Origin of the sequence: Pseudomonas sp. R4-35-07 (genome assembly GCF_003852235.1) — a bacterium.
Lineage (GTDB): Bacteria > Pseudomonadota > Gammaproteobacteria > Pseudomonadales > Pseudomonadaceae > Aquipseudomonas.
Map to the genome: position 1 here is coordinate 3,013,655 of NZ_CP027732.1, position 15,975 is coordinate 3,029,629.

General features: G+C 61.0%; 15 protein-coding genes. 10 read left to right on the plus strand and 5 right to left on the minus strand.

The features are described from left to right. Positions 1-19: 19 nt before the first annotated feature. The 3 genes from C4J89_RS13695 to C4J89_RS13705 all read right to left on the minus strand — a co-directional run bounded on the left by C4J89_RS13695 (position 20) and on the right by C4J89_RS13705 (position 3,678). Positions 20-1,999: a U32 family peptidase gene (locus C4J89_RS13695; RefSeq protein WP_124362862.1), complete on the minus strand. Its 1,980-nt coding sequence runs from the start codon at positions 1,997-1,999 to the stop codon at positions 20-22. A 356-nt stretch (positions 2,000-2,355) separates the two neighbouring features. Then, positions 2,356-2,736 carry a RidA family protein gene (locus tag C4J89_RS13700; RefSeq protein WP_124414712.1) on the minus strand — a complete coding sequence of 127 codons (381 nt, stop codon included), beginning with the start codon at positions 2,734-2,736 and terminating at the stop codon, positions 2,356-2,358. A 72-nt stretch (positions 2,737-2,808) separates the two neighbouring features. After that, the gene (locus C4J89_RS13705) at positions 2,809-3,678 is read right to left on the minus strand and encodes an oxaloacetate decarboxylase (protein ID WP_124362864.1); all 870 of its coding nucleotides are present in this window, start codon (positions 3,676-3,678) and stop codon (positions 2,809-2,811) included. Positions 3,679-3,968: 290 nt separating this feature from the next. Between C4J89_RS13705 and C4J89_RS13710 the strand changes: the two genes are divergently transcribed. The 6 genes from C4J89_RS13710 (at position 3,969) to C4J89_RS13735 (ending at position 9,825) form a co-directional block, all read left to right on the plus strand. Further along, positions 3,969-4,925, plus strand: a complete 957-nt coding sequence (locus C4J89_RS13710; RefSeq protein WP_124414713.1) for an ABC transporter substrate-binding protein — start codon at positions 3,969-3,971, stop codon at positions 4,923-4,925. 23 nt (positions 4,926-4,948) lie between these two features. Continuing rightward, a complete protein-coding gene (locus C4J89_RS13715) occupies positions 4,949-6,271 on the plus strand; it encodes an LLM class flavin-dependent oxidoreductase (protein WP_124414714.1) in 1,323 nt (440 codons plus the stop codon). A 102-nt stretch (positions 6,272-6,373) separates the two neighbouring features. After that, positions 6,374-7,306 (plus strand): cupin, encoded by a 933-nt coding sequence (locus tag C4J89_RS13720; RefSeq protein WP_124414715.1) that lies wholly within the window; start codon positions 6,374-6,376, stop codon positions 7,304-7,306. Between the two features lie 53 nt (positions 7,307-7,359). Further along, entirely contained in the window at positions 7,360-7,590 is a 231-nt protein-coding gene (locus C4J89_RS13725; protein ID WP_124414716.1) for a DUF317 domain-containing protein, read from the plus strand. 260 nt (positions 7,591-7,850) lie between these two features. Continuing rightward, a complete protein-coding gene (locus C4J89_RS13730; RefSeq protein ID WP_124414717.1) occupies positions 7,851-8,468 on the plus strand; it encodes a dTMP kinase in 618 nt (205 codons plus the stop codon). Positions 8,469-8,613: 145 nt separating this feature from the next. Then, positions 8,614-9,825 carry a cytochrome c biogenesis protein DipZ gene (locus C4J89_RS13735; RefSeq protein WP_124414718.1) on the plus strand — a complete coding sequence of 404 codons (1,212 nt, stop codon included), beginning with the start codon at positions 8,614-8,616 and terminating at the stop codon, positions 9,823-9,825. Between the two features lie 3 nt (positions 9,826-9,828). Here C4J89_RS13735 and C4J89_RS13740 read toward each other — a convergent pair whose 3' ends face one another. Both C4J89_RS13740 and C4J89_RS13745 read right to left on the minus strand, forming a co-directional pair. After that, entirely contained in the window at positions 9,829-11,172 is a 1,344-nt protein-coding gene (locus C4J89_RS13740; RefSeq protein ID WP_124414719.1) for a HAMP domain-containing sensor histidine kinase, read from the minus strand. Further along, on the minus strand, positions 11,169-11,909 hold the full coding sequence (locus C4J89_RS13745; RefSeq protein WP_124362883.1) for a response regulator: 741 nt from the start codon (positions 11,907-11,909) through the stop codon (positions 11,169-11,171). Before C4J89_RS13745 ends, C4J89_RS13740 begins: the two co-directional genes overlap by 4 nt. Before the next feature lie 268 nt (positions 11,910-12,177). Between C4J89_RS13745 and C4J89_RS13750 the strand changes: the two genes are divergently transcribed. From C4J89_RS13750 to C4J89_RS13765, 4 genes are all read left to right on the plus strand, one after another. Continuing rightward, the gene (locus C4J89_RS13750) at positions 12,178-13,500 is read left to right on the plus strand and encodes an epoxide hydrolase family protein (protein ID WP_256681742.1); all 1,323 of its coding nucleotides are present in this window, start codon (positions 12,178-12,180) and stop codon (positions 13,498-13,500) included. A 62-nt stretch (positions 13,501-13,562) separates the two neighbouring features. Next, positions 13,563-14,636 carry an alpha/beta fold hydrolase gene (locus C4J89_RS13755; protein WP_124414721.1) on the plus strand — a complete coding sequence of 358 codons (1,074 nt, stop codon included), beginning with the start codon at positions 13,563-13,565 and terminating at the stop codon, positions 14,634-14,636. A 14-nt stretch (positions 14,637-14,650) separates the two neighbouring features. Continuing rightward, on the plus strand, positions 14,651-15,151 hold the full coding sequence (locus tag C4J89_RS13760; protein ID WP_124414722.1) for a cytochrome P460 family protein: 501 nt from the start codon (positions 14,651-14,653) through the stop codon (positions 15,149-15,151). A 22-nt stretch (positions 15,152-15,173) separates the two neighbouring features. Continuing rightward, the gene (locus C4J89_RS13765; RefSeq protein ID WP_124414723.1) at positions 15,174-15,950 is read left to right on the plus strand and encodes an alpha/beta fold hydrolase; all 777 of its coding nucleotides are present in this window, start codon (positions 15,174-15,176) and stop codon (positions 15,948-15,950) included. The last annotated feature ends 25 nt before the right edge of the window (positions 15,951-15,975 follow it).

A 15,975-nucleotide genomic window follows, 5' to 3' on the forward strand; every position in this document is an offset into this window, starting at 1 on the left:
AGCTCGCTCCTACAGAGGGTCAGTGTGTGCCCTGGAAAATGATGTTTTCCGGGTTGAAATGCTCCACCGCGCTGCCCGGCTGCGGCAATCCGAGGATGTGCCCCTTGATCTTGCCGACCACGTGCATTTCGCACGGTTTGCAGTCGAACTTCAGCGTCAGTACCTCATCGCCATGGATCAACTGCATCGGCGCCACCTTGGTTTTCACCCCCGTCACGCCCTTGGCCTGTTTAGGGCACAGGTTGAACGAGAAACGCAGGCAGTGCTTGGTGATCATCACCGGCACTTCGCCGGTTTCTTCGTGGGCCTCGAAGGCGGCATCGATCAGCTTCACACCGTGACGGTGGTAAAAGTCGCGGGCCTTCTGGTTGTAGACGTTGGCCAGGAACGACAGGTGCGCGTCCGGGTACACCGGCGGCGGCGTGGTCTCGGCCTTGCGTCCACCGCGCGGGTGCGCGGCGACGCGAGCGACGGTCAGCGCTTCGATCACTTCACGGCGTAGCGCCTTGAGCTGCGAGTTGGGAATGAAGAACGCGTGCGGCGCGTCCAGCTCGATGCGGGTGGCGTGGTACTCGGTAGTACCGAGCTGGCCCAGCAGGTCGCGCAGGGTATCCAGGGCCTGTTCCGGCTTGTTGGCCACGCCAAACGGGCCGGGCAGGGTGACGCTGGCGCTGATGCCTTCTTCGCTGGTGGCGGTGATTTGCAACTGTTCTTCACGCAGGCGCGCCACCCACGCCAGGCCGATACGGCGCTCGGCCGAGGTCTTGAGCAGCGCCTGTTGCCAGTTATGGTCCAGATTGCGGTTCAACGGGTGATTCGGGCGCAGCTGGTGCAGGCCCGCCGGCATTTCGTTCGGTTCGACGCGGTAGCGATAGCGCTTCTCGCCGTCTTCCTCGAATTCGCCCTTGGGCTCGGCGATGTTGGCGCGGAACCCCACCACTTCACGCTTGACCAGTACATTGAGGCCGTCGCCGTTGGACAGCGGCTCATGGGTGACCACCTGCAAGTCGCGCTTGCCGGCTTTTTCCACCACACCCACCGGCAGGCCGGTGAAGGTCGGGGTGTCGAAGGCGCCGATATCGATCTTGCGGTCGCTGACAAAGTAGTCGGTACTGCCACGGTGGAAGGTTTTTTCCGGGTCGGGCAGGAAGAAGTGCGCGGTACGCCCGCTGGAAGCGCGGGCCAGGTCCGGGCGGTCTTCGAGGATTTCGTCGAGGCGCTGGCGGTAATAGGCGGTGATGTTCTTCACATAGCCCATGTCCTTGTAGCGGCCTTCGATCTTGAACGAACGCACGCCGGCTTCGACCAGTGCGCGCAGGTTGGCGCTCTGGTTGTTGTCTTTCATCGACAGCAGGTGCTTTTCAAAGGCGACGACGCGGCCCTGATCATCTTTCAAGGTATACGGCAGGCGGCACGCCTGGGAGCAATCGCCACGGTTGGCGCTGCGGCCGTTCTGCGCGTGGGAAATATTGCACTGCCCGGAGAACGCCACGCACAAGGCGCCATGGATGAAGAACTCGATGGCGGCATCGGTCTCGTCGGCGATGGCGCGGATCTCTTGCAGGTTCAGCTCGCGGGCCAGTACCAACTGGGAGAAACCGGCCTGGTCGAGAAACTTGGCGCGGCCCAGGGTGCGAATATCGGTCTGGGTGCTGGCGTGCAGCTCGATGGGCGGAATATCCAGCTCCATCACGCCCAGGTCTTGCACGATCAAGGCATCGACACCGGCGTCGTAGAGCTGGTGGATCAACTTGCGCGCCGGCTCCAGCTCGTTGTCATGCAAGATGGTGTTGATGGTGGTGAAGACGCGAGCGTGGTAACGGCGGGCGAATTCCACCAGTTGCGCGATATCGCTCACCTCGTTACAGGCATTGTGACGGGCGCCGAAGCTCGGCCCACCGATATAAATGGCGTCGGCGCCATGCAGGATAGCCTCGCGTGCGATGGCCACATCGCGGGCAGGGCTGAGCAATTCCAGGTGATGCTTGGGCAAGGACATAGTTTTTTTAGTCAGGCTTGTCACGGTCGAGGCGGGCATTGTAGCTGCGAAAAGTCTTACCGGCATCTACCACAGGGCTGTCGGGCTCATGGACCTGCCGCTGATGGCGGTGGGTCAGTCACACATGCACTCACTGACACTGCCTCATCGGGGGCAAGCCCCCTCCCACAGTTTGACCGAGTTCGGCATCCCGACCCGGTTGGCTCCGAGACCTTCTCGCTGTGTTTACCCAGGCTGTCGGTATGCGCCGATCCAATGTGGGAGGGGGCTTGCCCCCGATGGCGGTGGGTCAGTTACACATGCACTGCTGACACTGCCCCATCGGGAGCAAGCCCCCTCCCACAGTTTTGACCCAGTCAGGCCTTGGCCGCCATCGCCGTTACTTCAACACGCATACCTTCTACAGCCAACGCGGCAACACCCACCGCAGCCCGTACCGGCCATGGCTTGGCGAAAAAGCGTTTGTAGACTTCGTTGAACGCGGCGCGGTCGGCCATGTCGGTCAGGTAGATGGTCAGGTGCATGACCCGGTCCATGGAACTGCCGGCGTTTTCCAGCGCGACTTTCAGCGCTTGCAGGGTGCATTCGCTTTGCAGCGTGATATCGCCCAGCTCCAGGCTGCCGTCGGCGTGGGTTGGAATCTGGGTGGAGACCAGGATGCCGTTGAAGCCGATCACGTCGGAAGAGATCGAGTCGGCATCCGGGTCAGGTGTGAAGGTCAGGTCGTGGTTGGCCATGGGTGCCTCATGTTGGCAGGAACGAAAAGGCGCCATGGTCCCTGAAAAAACCACCTGGGGCAAACCAGGGGTTTACTCTTTCACGTCCATGAACTCCTCAGCCCACGCCACATAGCTCTCCGGCAATGTGTAGGTGTGGGTCAGCTCGGTCGCGCTGAGGTTCGAGGTGCTGTGGGTCAACTGCCGTTGCGCGCGCAGGCTGTCGTAAGTGGCCTTGATCGCGGCAAAGTAGGCGCCATGCCCGGCCACCACGATGCGCACGCCCAGGCTCGCCAGGCGCTCGCTGTCGTGCAGTTGGGGGTTGCCGTAGGTCACCAGCATCAGCGGTACCGTGAGGTTTTCGGCGATTTTTTCCAGGTGGTCGAAGTCTTTGACGCCGACCATGCAGATTCCGTCGGCGCCGGCCTTTTCATAGGCCTGGGTGCGCGCAATCACGTCTTCGGTGGGCAATACGCCGGCGTTGGTGCGCGCGATGATCGACAGTTCAGGATCGACACGCGCCTCCAGAGCCGCCTTGACCTTGCCGATGCCTTCTTCGACGGAGATCAAGTCCGTGGATTTACGCCCGAATTGCGCAGGCAGCAGGGTATCTTCAATGGTCAGCGCCGCGACGCCAGCGCGTTCCAGCTCTTCAACCGTACGCATCACGTTCAGGGCATTGCCGTAGCCGTGGTCGGCGTCGGCAATGAACGGCAACTGTGCGACGCGGCCGATGCGGGTGGCCTGTTCGACGAACTCACTCAGGGTAATCAACGCGAAATCGGGTGCCGCCAGTACCTGCAGGGAGGCGACGGAGCCGCCGAGAATACCCACCTCAAAACCCAGGTCGGCCGCGATACGGGCGGACATGGGGTCGAAAACCGAGGCGGTTTCAACACAGATGGGCGTGGCAAGCAGTTCGCGGAAGTGACGGCGCAGCGCTGAGTGAGAAATCTTGGGCATGTTCTTTCCTGGCTTTGGTCATCGTCAAGTGACGATCAATGTCTATTCGTGGTGGCGTGAGATTACCACGCAGACGGGCAGGGGTTGATGACGTTTGAATGCGCAAGAGGCGTCTTGCGCGGCGATGCGCGAATAAAATGCAATATGTGCATTTTTAGTGAATTACGTTATGCAATATAAATATTTTACATGTCTTTCTTATAACCTCATCGTAATGCCCCTTACGACTATCGCCGAGACCGCACGCGCGGATCGACTTGACGTGCCTCCCATGGCATCTGGAGACGAACGTGCGTTACCTGTCAAAACTGGCGACCGGCATGGCCGCCGCATTGATCTGCTTCACCGCCCATGCGCAAACGCTGGTAGTGGGCGATCAAAGCTATAACGCCCAAGCCGCGATGGAAGCGGCGGGGGTGCTTGAGGATCTTCCCTACACCCTTGAATGGAAGCAGTTCACGGCCGGATCGCCGGTGGCCGAAGCGCTCAACGTCGGCAGCCTGGATATCGGCCTGCTCGGCGACGCGCCGGTGTTGTTCCTGGGCGCATTGGGCGCGCCGATCAAGGTGATCGCCGTCAGCCGGCAAAACCTGGCGGGCGTGGCGATTCTGGTCAAGCAGGATTCGTCGATCCACAGCCTGGCGGACCTGGCGGGCAAACGTGCAGCCATCTGGAAAGGCTCCTGGAGCCAGCAACTGCTGCTGAGCGCACTGGATAACGCCGGCGTTGCCCGCGACGCGCTGCAGTTGCGTTACCTCAGTGCACTGGATGCGTCCCATGCGCTGGAAGGCGGCTCGGTCGATGTCATCGCCACCTGGGAGCCTTATGTGACCCAGCAGGAACGCCAAGGTGCACGGGTACTCGCGACGGCCGAGGGGTTGATTCCCGCCCAGAGTTTTATCGCCGCCAATGCCACTGCGGTCGACGACAAACGCGCGCCCATCAACGACTTTCTCCAGCGCCTGAAAAAAGCCCGTGACTGGGCACGCCAGAGCCCGGCCAACACCAACGCCTACGCTGACGCATGGGCCAAACGCACCCGCGCCGACGCTGAAATCGCCCGCGCCTGGTTTGCCAGGGCACGCACCACGGTTGAACCGCTGACTGCCCAGGCACCGGTCGAAGCGCAAAAGACCGTGGACTTCTTCGCCAGCGAAGGCCTGATCAAGGCTTACCCGGCCGCCAGCCTGTTCGACCCGTCATTCGCTGCGGCCCTGCAGCCCGCCGTCGCCCAGGCACAGCCCTGAATACACCAAGGAATCTCTCTGACATGACCAAACGACAGCTCAAACTGGGCGCCTTGACCATGGGTTGCGGTGGGCCGGGTCGCCACAATTTGTGGCTCGACCCGCAATTGCCGGCCGACGCCAGCGTAAACATCGACTGGTACATCGATATCGCGCGCCAGGCCGAGGCGGCGTTGTTCGACTTGATCTTTATCGTCGACAGCCAGTTCATCACCCCGGGCTCGCCTTCCCATTACCTCAATCGCCTGGAACCGCTGACGCTGTTGTCGGCGCTGGCCGTGAGCACGCGGCATATCGGCCTGGTCGGTACGCTGACCACCTCCTACAACGCGCCGTATAACGTTGCGCGGCGCCTGGCTTCCCTGGACCTGATCAGCAAAGGCCGCGCCGGCTGGAACGTGGTGACCAGCGGCGATGCCGGTACCGCCGGCAATTACAGCCTTGATGAGCATTATGACTACACCACGCGCTACAGCCGCGCCGCCGAACACGTCCAGGTGGTGCAGGGGCTGTGGAACTCCTATGAGGACGACGCCTTCGTGCGCGACCGCGCCACCGGCCAGTTTCTCGACCCGAGCAAACTGCATAGCCTGAATCATCAGGGCGAACACTTTGCGGTGGCCGGCCCGCTGAACATCCAGCGCTCACCCCAGGGGCAGCCGGTGATCTTCCAGGCCGGGGATTCAGAGCAAGGCCGCGACCTGGGCGCCGCCACCGCCGACGTCATCTTCACCCATGCCGCCAGCATCGAGCAGGGCCAGGCGTTTTACCGGGATATAAAGGGCAGGGCGCTGCAACGCGGACGCGATCCGGAGCAGGTATTGATCATGCCCGGCGCGGAAATCTATGTGGGCGACACCGATGCCCACGCCCGCGAAATCGAGCAGCATTATCATCAGGTCGACCATAGTTTCGAGCTTGCGCTGAAAGAATTCGGGCGTAATTTCGGCTGGCACGACTTCAGCCAGTACGACCTGGATGCGCCATTCCCTCAAGAAAGCCTGGAGGCTGCGCGCAGCAGCTTTTTCACTGCGGCCAAACGCATCGCCGATCAGGCCCGCGAGAAGGGTTTCAGCCTGCGCCAGGCCGTCGAGTTTGGCCGCCAACTGCGTCCAGGGGCCTTCACCGGCACGGCCGACACGGTGGCGCAAAAAATGGCGGATTGGCTGCACGCCCGCGCCGTGGATGGTTTCAACATCTACATCGGGCACCCGGAGCAGTTCACTCGCTTTACCCGAGAAGTCATTCCGTTGCTGCAGGAACGCGGTGTTTACCGGACCGCGTATGAAGGGAGTACGTTACGCGAGCGCCTGGGGCTGGAAATTCCGCAGTTTGCACGGCGTTAAGCCGTGCCTGGCGCAATTGCCGTGCGGATCTCTATAGTTCACTCACCCCCACAGCGCACTCAACGGCGCTGTGCAAACCAGCCGAAGACTGAGGTGAGCCTGATGAACCGTGAATTCAGCCGCACATTGTCCGATCCCCACCAAGTGGACGCCGAGTACTTCGAGTACAGCAAGGCCGCCAACCCCATCAGTGCCAATCTCATACCGCGCATTCCCTACCACAGTTTTCCTGCCGCGCTGTATGACAGCGGCCCTTCACGCGTCGTCCCGCTGGACCTCAGCGACGCCCTGGGCTGCGAAGGCCCGGCCACAGGTCCCGGATTGTGCGCCAACTTTATGCGACTCAACCGTGGCGACACGCTGGCCGTGCAACCCAACGCCACCTCCCAGGTGTTCTACGTGATCGCCGGGGAGGGCCGCGTGGTGCAGGCCGAGCATGAGATTCAATGGTCCAAAGGCTGCTTTATCGCGCTGCCGGGTTTGCAGGCGGCGCACTTCAGCGCCAGCGCGGATGCGCGCCTTTACTACGTGCACGATGAACCGTTGCTGCGCTACCTCGGGGTGGCACCCAGTGCAGATCGCTTCACACCGACGCTGTACCCCGCAGCGCTGGCCAACGCCAAGCTGCGCGAAGCGGCGGATGATCCGCGTGCCCAGGACCGCAGCCGCATCAGTATCCTGCTGGGCAATCGCAACTTTCCCCAAACGCGCACCGTTACCCACGTACTGTGGGCGATGTACGGCATCCTGCCGGCCGGATCGGTGCAAAAGCCCCACCGGCACCAGTCGATTGCCCTGGATTTCATCATTGACTGCCCGCCAGGCTGCTACTCCCTGGTCGGCACCGAGCTGGACACGGATGGGCAGATCCGCAATCCGGTACGGGTCGACTGGTCGCCCGGCCTGGCGTTCGTGACGCCGCCTGGGTATTGGCATGCGCACTTCAATGAATCCGACACCGAGGCGTTCCTGATCCCGATCCAGGACGCGGGGCTGCAAACCTACCTGCGTGCGTTGGATATTCGCTTCAGCTGAGTCGTGCGTCTATGGTGATAACAACGATCACACAGACACGAGGAGGTTTACCCATGAACGATTACCCAGCGGGCGACACCGATTCAGAAGCGCGCAACCGTTCGATCGGTAATGCCATAGGCCTGGCCGCCGATGAAGTCGAGTTGTGGGTGGCTTCGGTGGAAGAAGACGGCAGCGGCATGGGCTATGTGCTGACGTTTTCCACGGACACGCCCAGCGAAATCCTCGCCAAGGTCGAGGGGCTGGGCGCTGACCGCACGATTAATATCGGTCCGATTGACTGAGCCCTGTAAGGCCGGTAGCCATTCACGGCTGCTGGTGAAATGCGATTTGTCGAACATGACTGTTCCTCCGTTACACTTAGCAGCGCCTGATGCCAGGTCACTGTAGGAGCGAGCTTGCTCGCGAAAAACGCCCAGGCAATGCGTTTATTCTGGATAAACGCGGGGGCCCTGAATTTTTCGCGAGCAAGGGCTAGCCGCCCGCCTCGCTCCTACAAAAAGCCTTGACTGACCAACACGATGTCCACCATGGAGCAGGTCAAATGATTCGCCCGCTGTTCATTTCGCTGGACGGGCCCAAGGGCACCGGCAAGACCACGCTGCTGGAGGCTGTTACCTCAGCATTGAGGGCAGACGGCAAAAAGGTGATCCGACTATGCGAAAAAAAGAGCGATCCCTATCGGGGTGAAACCATGATGCTGGTCAACCAGCTCGTCAGGCATCCCAGCCCGGCACTGGAGTTGGCGGTGTGTGAGCGATTTGCTGACAGCCGTGGCTGGATTTCCCGGCATGTACTGACCAAACAGCCTTCTGACAGCATCATCCTGATTGACCGCTGGTACCCGTCTGACGCGGCGTTTCGTCGACTGATGCCATTCGCGCAGATTCTAAAGTTGAACATCGAGCGAGGCGTGCAGGTGCCAGACCTGCATGTCGGGGTAGTCACTGACGCTGAAACGTCATGGGCGAGGGCGGCGGCACGAACACGTGGGCTGGGCAGTACGGTGCTGCACTCCGTGGAAGAACAGGTGGCCTGCACGCTGGGGTTCGAGCGAGAGGTTGCCGATCACGGTTGGGTGCTATGCCGTAATGAAGGATCGATCGAGGACGCCACGGCGCAGGTGGTTGCTGAGATCTATGGCGTGCTGAGTGAGCGCTAGCAGTTCCGTATCGCACTGTATCTACAGGCCCTGCGGATACTTGCGGATTCAATAGACCGCTTTACCGACATATCCGCGATACCTGCAGGCGATTCAATTGGCGCCAGCGAGGGACACCCCCTCGGCCAATTGAGCAGGTAGCGCCATGTTATTGATCGCCTTTCTCGGCGGCATCGTCACGGTACTCAGTCCGTGCATTCTTCCCGTCGTGCCGTTTTTATTCGCCCGTGCCGATCGCTCGCCAGCGTCGGTGGTGTGGACACTGCTCGGCCTGGCGCTGACCTTTGCCCTTGTGTCCAGCCTCGCCGTGGTCAGCAGTGACTGGGTGGTGACCGCCAACGGCATTGGTCGCCAGCTCGCCCTGGTGGTGCTGGTTCTGTTCGCCCTGTCGTTGCTTTCCGCCAAAGTCGGTAACGGGTTGATGCGGCCGTTGACGGCACTGGGTAATCGCCTCGATCCCGCCACGCGCAGATTGTCGGGGCCCGGCGCATCGCTGCTGATCGGGGTCGCAACCGGATTGCTCTGGGCACCGTGCGCGGGGCCCATCCTCGGAATCATCCTGACCGGCGCAATGCTTCAAGGCCCGAGCGCGCACACCAGCCTGCTGCTGTTGGCCTACGGCTTGGGCAGTGGCGTCTCGTTGGGCGTGCTGATCTTCGCGGGCCGAGGCCTGGTGTCTCGGTTGAAGTTCTCACTGCCCGTGATTGCCTGGCTGCGACGCGGCACAGGGCTGGCCGCGCTGGTGGTTGCGGGGCTGATCGCCAGTGGCTCACAGAGCCAATTACTCGCCGGCACTTCATCCCAGGGCGCTGCCAAGCTGGAGCAGTCGCTGCTGAGCGGTGTGCCCAAAGTCACTGATTACCTGGTGGACAGCGTCAAGGCCGCGACCACACCTGACCTGAGTGCCAAGGGTGAAATGCCGTCCCTGTCGGGCGCCGTCCAGTGGCTGAATTCACCCGAACTGAGCAAGGAGTCGTTGCGAGGCAGAGTGGTGTTGGTGGACTTCTGGACGTTCGACTGCATCAATTGCCAGCGCAGCATTCCGTATGTGAACGAGTGGGCAAAGAAGTACGAGAAGGAAGGGCTGGTTGTCATCGGCGTGCACACCCCGGAGTATCCCTTTGAAAGGGTGATAGACAACGTGCGCAAAAACGTAGCGAAGCTGGGCCTCAACTACCCGATCGCGATCGACAATAACTATGCGATCTGGCGCGCATTCGACAATCAATACTGGCCCGCACACTACCTCGTCGACGCCGAAGGCAAGATCCGCTACACCCACTTCGGCGAAGGCAGCTACGACACTCAGGAAAAAGTGATCCAGCAGTTGCTGGCGGAGGCTAAGAACAAGGGGTGATGACTATTGGGGATGATCCATAGGCGTCTTTGCGGAAAGTTTCAGGGTTCGCGGCAGTGTCAACTCCACACACAGACCGCCGCCCTCCCGGTTAACCAAGCGCAGGGCGCCTTGCAGGGTAAGCGCCAGTTGTTGCGAAATCGCCAAGCCCAGCCCTGTGCCACCGGTTTCCCGGTTTCGCGAATTCTCCACGCGATAAAAAGGTTTCAGCACTTCGGGCAATTGGTGGTCAGGTATGCCGGGGCCACGGTCCAGCACTTGAATCAGCAGCCCACCGTCCGGCTGGCGCTGCGCGATGATTTGCACCTCTGACCCGAACTTCAAAGCGTTGTCCACAAGGTTCACCAACACTCTGCGAAGCGCGTGGGGGCGGGTATCGATGGCTGCGCCGCCGTCAGCTTTTAACGCCACTTGCTTGCCGGTATCGAGGTAGTCAAAGACCAGGCTTTCCAGAAAGGAATCGACATCCACGCGCTGGCTGGGCTCATTGGAACCCGCCATGCTCCGCGCGTAGGCCACGCCTTCCTGGACCAGGTGCTGCATTTCCTCCAGGTCGTTGCAGAGCTTGTCCTTTTCCATCGAATCGTCCATGAACTCCGCGCGAAGCTTCATCCGTGTGATCGGGGTTTGCAGGTCGTGGGAAATCGCTGCCAACAGTTGCATGCGTTCCTTGACGTAATTCGCAATGCGCTCCTGCAGGGTATTGAAAGCCACGGCCGCGTAGACCACTTCGATTGGCCCTTCCTCCTTGAGCGGTTCGCCCTGGCCATTCGGATCCAGGCCGTCTACCGCTTGGGAAAGCCGCGTCAGTGGCCGTATGACCGTGCGTACGGCGAGCCAGGTGCAGACGAACAGCAGCAACAGTTGCGCAACCAGAACTGCCGGTAACCAAGGTGATAGCGGCATCACCAAGGGTCGTACATCAATCGTCAGGGGGCTGCCGTCCTTGAGGCGCAAGTGGGCCTGATAATGAGGGCGCGCATCGGCAATATCGCTGAAGCTCAATGGGTAGTCCCGGCCCAGCGTGGCTTGCATGGAGCGCACGGAGACGGGAGCGCTGGTCATGTCCATTGGCGTGCCCGGCTGGCCCTCATCAAGTTCGTATCGGTAGTTGGGGTGTTCCAGGCGCGGCAACCAGGCCTCACGCTCATTGTCCGGCAACCGCTCGAGTATCGCCAGTGAGGTGGTCAGGTCTTGTTCGAAATTGTCCAGCATCAACATCTTGGCACTTTGGTAGCGCTCATAGAACTGCAGCCCGAATGACAATCCATGGGCCACCGCCAGGCTCACCAGGAAGATCAGTGTCAACCGCGAGGCCAACGTGCGCGGCCAACGCGTCATGGTCATGGCTGTGCTCCTGACACTTGCACCGCATAGGTAAAGACATAGCCCTCGCTGCGAACAGTCTTGATGTAGGCAGGATCGCGGGCGTCGTCCTGCAGCCGGTGGCGCAACCGGCTGACGAGCAAGTCAATCGATCGGTCGAAGAGGTCGGCGTCCCGGCCCTGGGTGAGGTTGAGCAACTGATCGCGGTTCAGCACGCGCTGGGGGTGATCGAGGAAGACGCGCAGCAAGCGATACTCCCCGCCACTTAACGTCACGATGGTGCCTTCGCTGTCCAGCAGGTGTCGAGCCGTGGTGTCCAGCCGCCATTTGCCGAATGCGAGCAGCCGGCCTGCTTCGGTGACGATCAGGTTGGGCGGCAACATGCGGGTGCGGCGGAGCACGGCGTTGATTCGCGCCAGTAACTCCCGGGCGACAAAGGGCTTGGCCAGGTAATCGTCGGCGCCCATCTCCAGGCCGATGATTCGATCCGTATCGTCATTGCGCGCGGTCAGCATCAGAATCGGCGTGGCCTTATGCTTGCCTGCGCGCAGTTCCCGACACAGCACCAGCCCATCGTCTCCGGGCATCATGATGTCCATCACAATCAAGTCGACCGGCGTGGACGCCAGAAAGGCACGCATCTGGCGACCGTCCGCCACTACCGTCGTGCGCAGCCCGTTTTTCTGAAGATAATTTCCCACCAGCTCTCTGATCTCGCGGTCATCGTCGACGATGAGGATGTGATCTACGTGCTCCACTTGACTCACCTTTATCCCTGTTTAACGGCGTTGAAGAAGGTGGCGTCGAGTATATCCAGGTGACGCTTTCCAGCTGATAAAACTTTTGCACCAGACTCGCCTGGGTGGGTTTGTATCGTTGTGTATCTGCGCCGCAGCCAGATACACAGTGATTCGTTCAAGGCGGTTGGTGACACATACCGGATACCTGCGGGGCGTTAAATGAACCCATCGAGAAGGCGCAGCCCCTCTCCAACTGATGGCTCATCTAACGCTCGGAGATCTCGTTATGCCCTGGAAAAACCCCGTGAGGATGGGCGTGTTTGGTTTGGCCCTGGTCGCAGGCAGCGGCGGTGCCTGGGCCGCCGAAGCGTCAGTTGCCAGTTCGGCCACGATCCAACCCGAATCGATCCGGCCTTACCGAATTCATGTCGATGAAGCTCAACTGACCGATCTCAAACAGCGCATCGCCGCGACCCGCTGGCCAGATAAAGAGACGGTCAATGACGTCTCCCAAGGCGTGCAGCTGGCCCAGGTTCAGGCGTTGGTGAAGTATTGGGGCAACGGCTATGACTGGCGTAAGGCCGAAGCGAAGCTCAATGCGCTGCCTGAATTCATCACCACCATTGACGGCGTGGATATTCAGTTCATCCATGTCCGCTCGCGCAACCCGAATGCAATGCCGCTGCTGCTGACACACGGATGGCCGGGCTCGCAGTTCGAGTTCCTGAAGACCATCGGCCCGCTGACCGACCCTGTGGCTTACGGCGGTAAGGTCGAAGATTCGTTCGACGTGATCATCCCCTCGATCCCCGGTCACGGCTTTTCCGGCAAGCCCACTGAATTGGGCTGGGGGCCGGATCGCGTCGCGAAGGCATGGGATGTGCTCATGAAGCGTCTCGGATACTCCCGCTATGTTTCCCAGGGTGGCGATCACGGCTCGGTGATATCGGATGCACTGGGTCGCCTGAATCCGCCGGGTCTGTTGGGCATTCACTTGAACATGCCGGCCACCATTCCGCCCGAGCTGGTCAAGCCGATCAACAGTGGTGACCCGGCACCTGTCGGGCTCAGCGAGCCTGAACGCAAGGCGTTTGAGTCCCTGAGTACCTTCTTCGGCCGCAACGCGGCATACGGCGCAATGATGGTGACCCGCCCGCAGACCATCGGCTACCTGCTGGCCGACTCGCCCACCGGTACGGCGGCGTGGATGTATGAAAAGTTCGCCGCCTGGACCGACAGTGACGGTCAGCCTGAGCGGGTACTCAGCCGTGACGAGATGCTGGACGACATCAGCCTGTATTGGCTGACGAACGTCGGCGCATCGTCATCGCGCTTCTACTGGGAAAACAACAACAACAATTTCAGCGCCGCCGCGCAGAAAACCGCAAGTATTAAGGTGCCGGTGGCAATCACGGTCTTCCCCCACGAAATCTATCAGGCACCCAAAAGCTGGGCGCAACGCGCTTATCCCTCACTGGCCTACTACAACCAGGTTAACAAGGGCGGCCACTTCGCTTCCTGGGAACAACCGCAACTATTCAGCGAAGAATTGCGTGAGGCCTTCCGGCCACTGCGCGCCAAGCTCGGCGTAACGAAGACCGCTCAGTAACGCCTACCCAACCCTGTCAATACACCGGGCCGTTATGCGGCGGCTCGCTACGGAGAAACATCATGGAGATGACCTTGCTGAACAACCAGAATAAATCCGGCCGCCTGCGGGGTGTTGCCCCCTCGCTACTGGCAGCAGCGTTGCTGCAATTCGGCGCCGTGGCGGCAGGGTTTGCCCAGGCCAGCGCTGCTGACGTACCGGCCTCCACGGTGGCCGCTATTACGCCGGGCGCTCACACTTCGCTGGGTGACCTCAAGCATGTGAAAGCGGGTCTGCTGGACGTTTCCTACGCGGAACTCGGCCCCGCCGATGGCCCGGTGGTTATTTTGCTGCACGGCTGGCCCTACGATATCAACGCCTTCGCTGATGTCGCGCCGGCTTTGGCGGACAAGGGCTATCGGGTGTTGATCCCGTCTGCCCGTGGGTATGGCGACACGCATTTTCTCTCGGCCAAGACCGTTCGCAATGGGCAACCCGCTGCGCTGGCCACCGACCTGATCGACTTCATGGACGCACTGAAAATCAACAAAGCCGTGCTGGGTGGATTCGACTGGGGCGCCCGCACTGCCGATATCGTTGCCGCACTATGGCCGGAGCGCGTGAAAGCCCTGGTGGCGGTCAGCGGATACCTGATCGGCAGCCAGGAAGCGGGCAAAGCACCACTGCCACCCGCCGCCGAGTTGCAGTGGTGGTACCAGTTCTACTTCGCAACCGAGCGCGGGCGTCTAGGCTACGAGAAAAACACCCATGACTTCGCCAAGCTCATCTGGAAGCTGGCGTCGCCAAAGTGGAATTTCGACGACGCCACGTTTGACCGCAGCGCGGCATCCCTGCAAAACCCGGATCACGTGGCCGTGTCGATGTTCAACTACCGCTGGCGCCTCGACTTGATCAAAGGCGAGCCCAAGTACGACGCGATCGAGAAGAAGCTGGCGGCATTCCCTACCATCAGCGTGCCGACCATCACGATGGAAGGCGATGCGAACGGTGCGCCCCATCCACCGGCTGAAGCGTATGCAAAACGGTTCACCGGCAAGTATGAGTATCGCCTTGTCAGCGGTGGAATAGGCCACAACCTGCCTCAGGAAGCGCCGCAGGCTTTCGCCCAGGCGGTGATTGACGCCGATCATCTCTGACAGGGAGCGTCACCATGAAACTCATGCATCTGTCCGGGGCTGTTGCAGCGCTTGCGCTCACCCTCGCTGGCGTCGCAGCGGGCGATTCCGCTGGCGGTGACGCTTCGCCGATCTACGGCGTGAAGATTCCCGAAGGCTATCGCCAGTGGCCGCTGATTGCGCCAGCGCAGGAAGCCGCGCCCTTGGATGAACTGCGCGCCGTGGTCGGCAATAACCTGGCAATCAAGGCCTACCAGGATTCAGCGCTGCCGTTTCCCGATGGCACGGTGCTGGTGAAACTGGCGTGGAAGCACGTCCAATCACCCGAGTTCGAGCCCGCCTCAATACCCGGTGCGGCCACCACGGTTCAAGTCATGGTGAAGGATTCGAAGCAGTACGCGGCGACCGGTGGGTGGGGCTTTGGGCGTTTTATCAACGGCAAAGCGGTCGACCAGGCTCAGCACGAGACGTGTTTTGCCTGCCATCAAGCGCGCGTCAAAAACCATGATTTCGTGTTCACCCGGTACGCCCCATAACCCCAAGTTCAAGGAGTTCTCCATGAAGAAAATCATTGCCTCGCTGGCAGTCGCTGCCTCTGTGTTGGTCGGTGCTGACGCGTTCGCGCAGACTGTGAAGCCGACGGTCGTGCTTGTTCACGGCGCCTTCGCCGACGCCTCGAGCTGGAACGGCGTGGTCAAGATCCTCGAAAAGGATGGCTACACCGTTGTCGCCGCAGCAAACCCGTTGCGCAGTGTGAAAAGTGATGCCGCATCCGTCGCCTCGCTGATCGCGAGTATCAAGTCGCCCGTTGTGCTGGTGGGGCATTCCTACGGCGGCAACGTCATCAGCGAAGCGGCCAATGACCAGGCCAACGTCAAGGCGCTGGTCTACGTGAGTGCGTTCGCTCCCGACACCGGCGAAACCGTCGCCGGCCTGGCTGGCAAGTTTCCCGGCAGCACCTTGGGGCCAACCCTCGCAGCGCCGGTGCCATTGAGTGAGGGTGGCAAGGATCTGTACATCCAGCAGGACAAATTCCACGCGCAATTCGCCGCTGACGTGCCCGCCGCTGAAGCGGCAGTGATGGCCGCCACCCAGCGTCCGGTCACCGAAGCCGCGCTGAATGAGCCGTTTGGGACGCCAGCGTGGAAGCACATTCCAAGCTGGGCTATCTACGGCGACAAGGACAAGAACATTCCGCCCCAGGCACTGGCCTTCATGGCCAAGCGCGCGGAGGCTAAAGCCGTGGAAGTGGTGAAGGGCGCCTCCCATGTGGTGATGGTTTCAAACCCGGCGCCCGTTGCTCGCTTGATCGAAAGAGCCGCGACGGCGAAATGAGCGCCCTATAAAGCCCCCAAGGTGA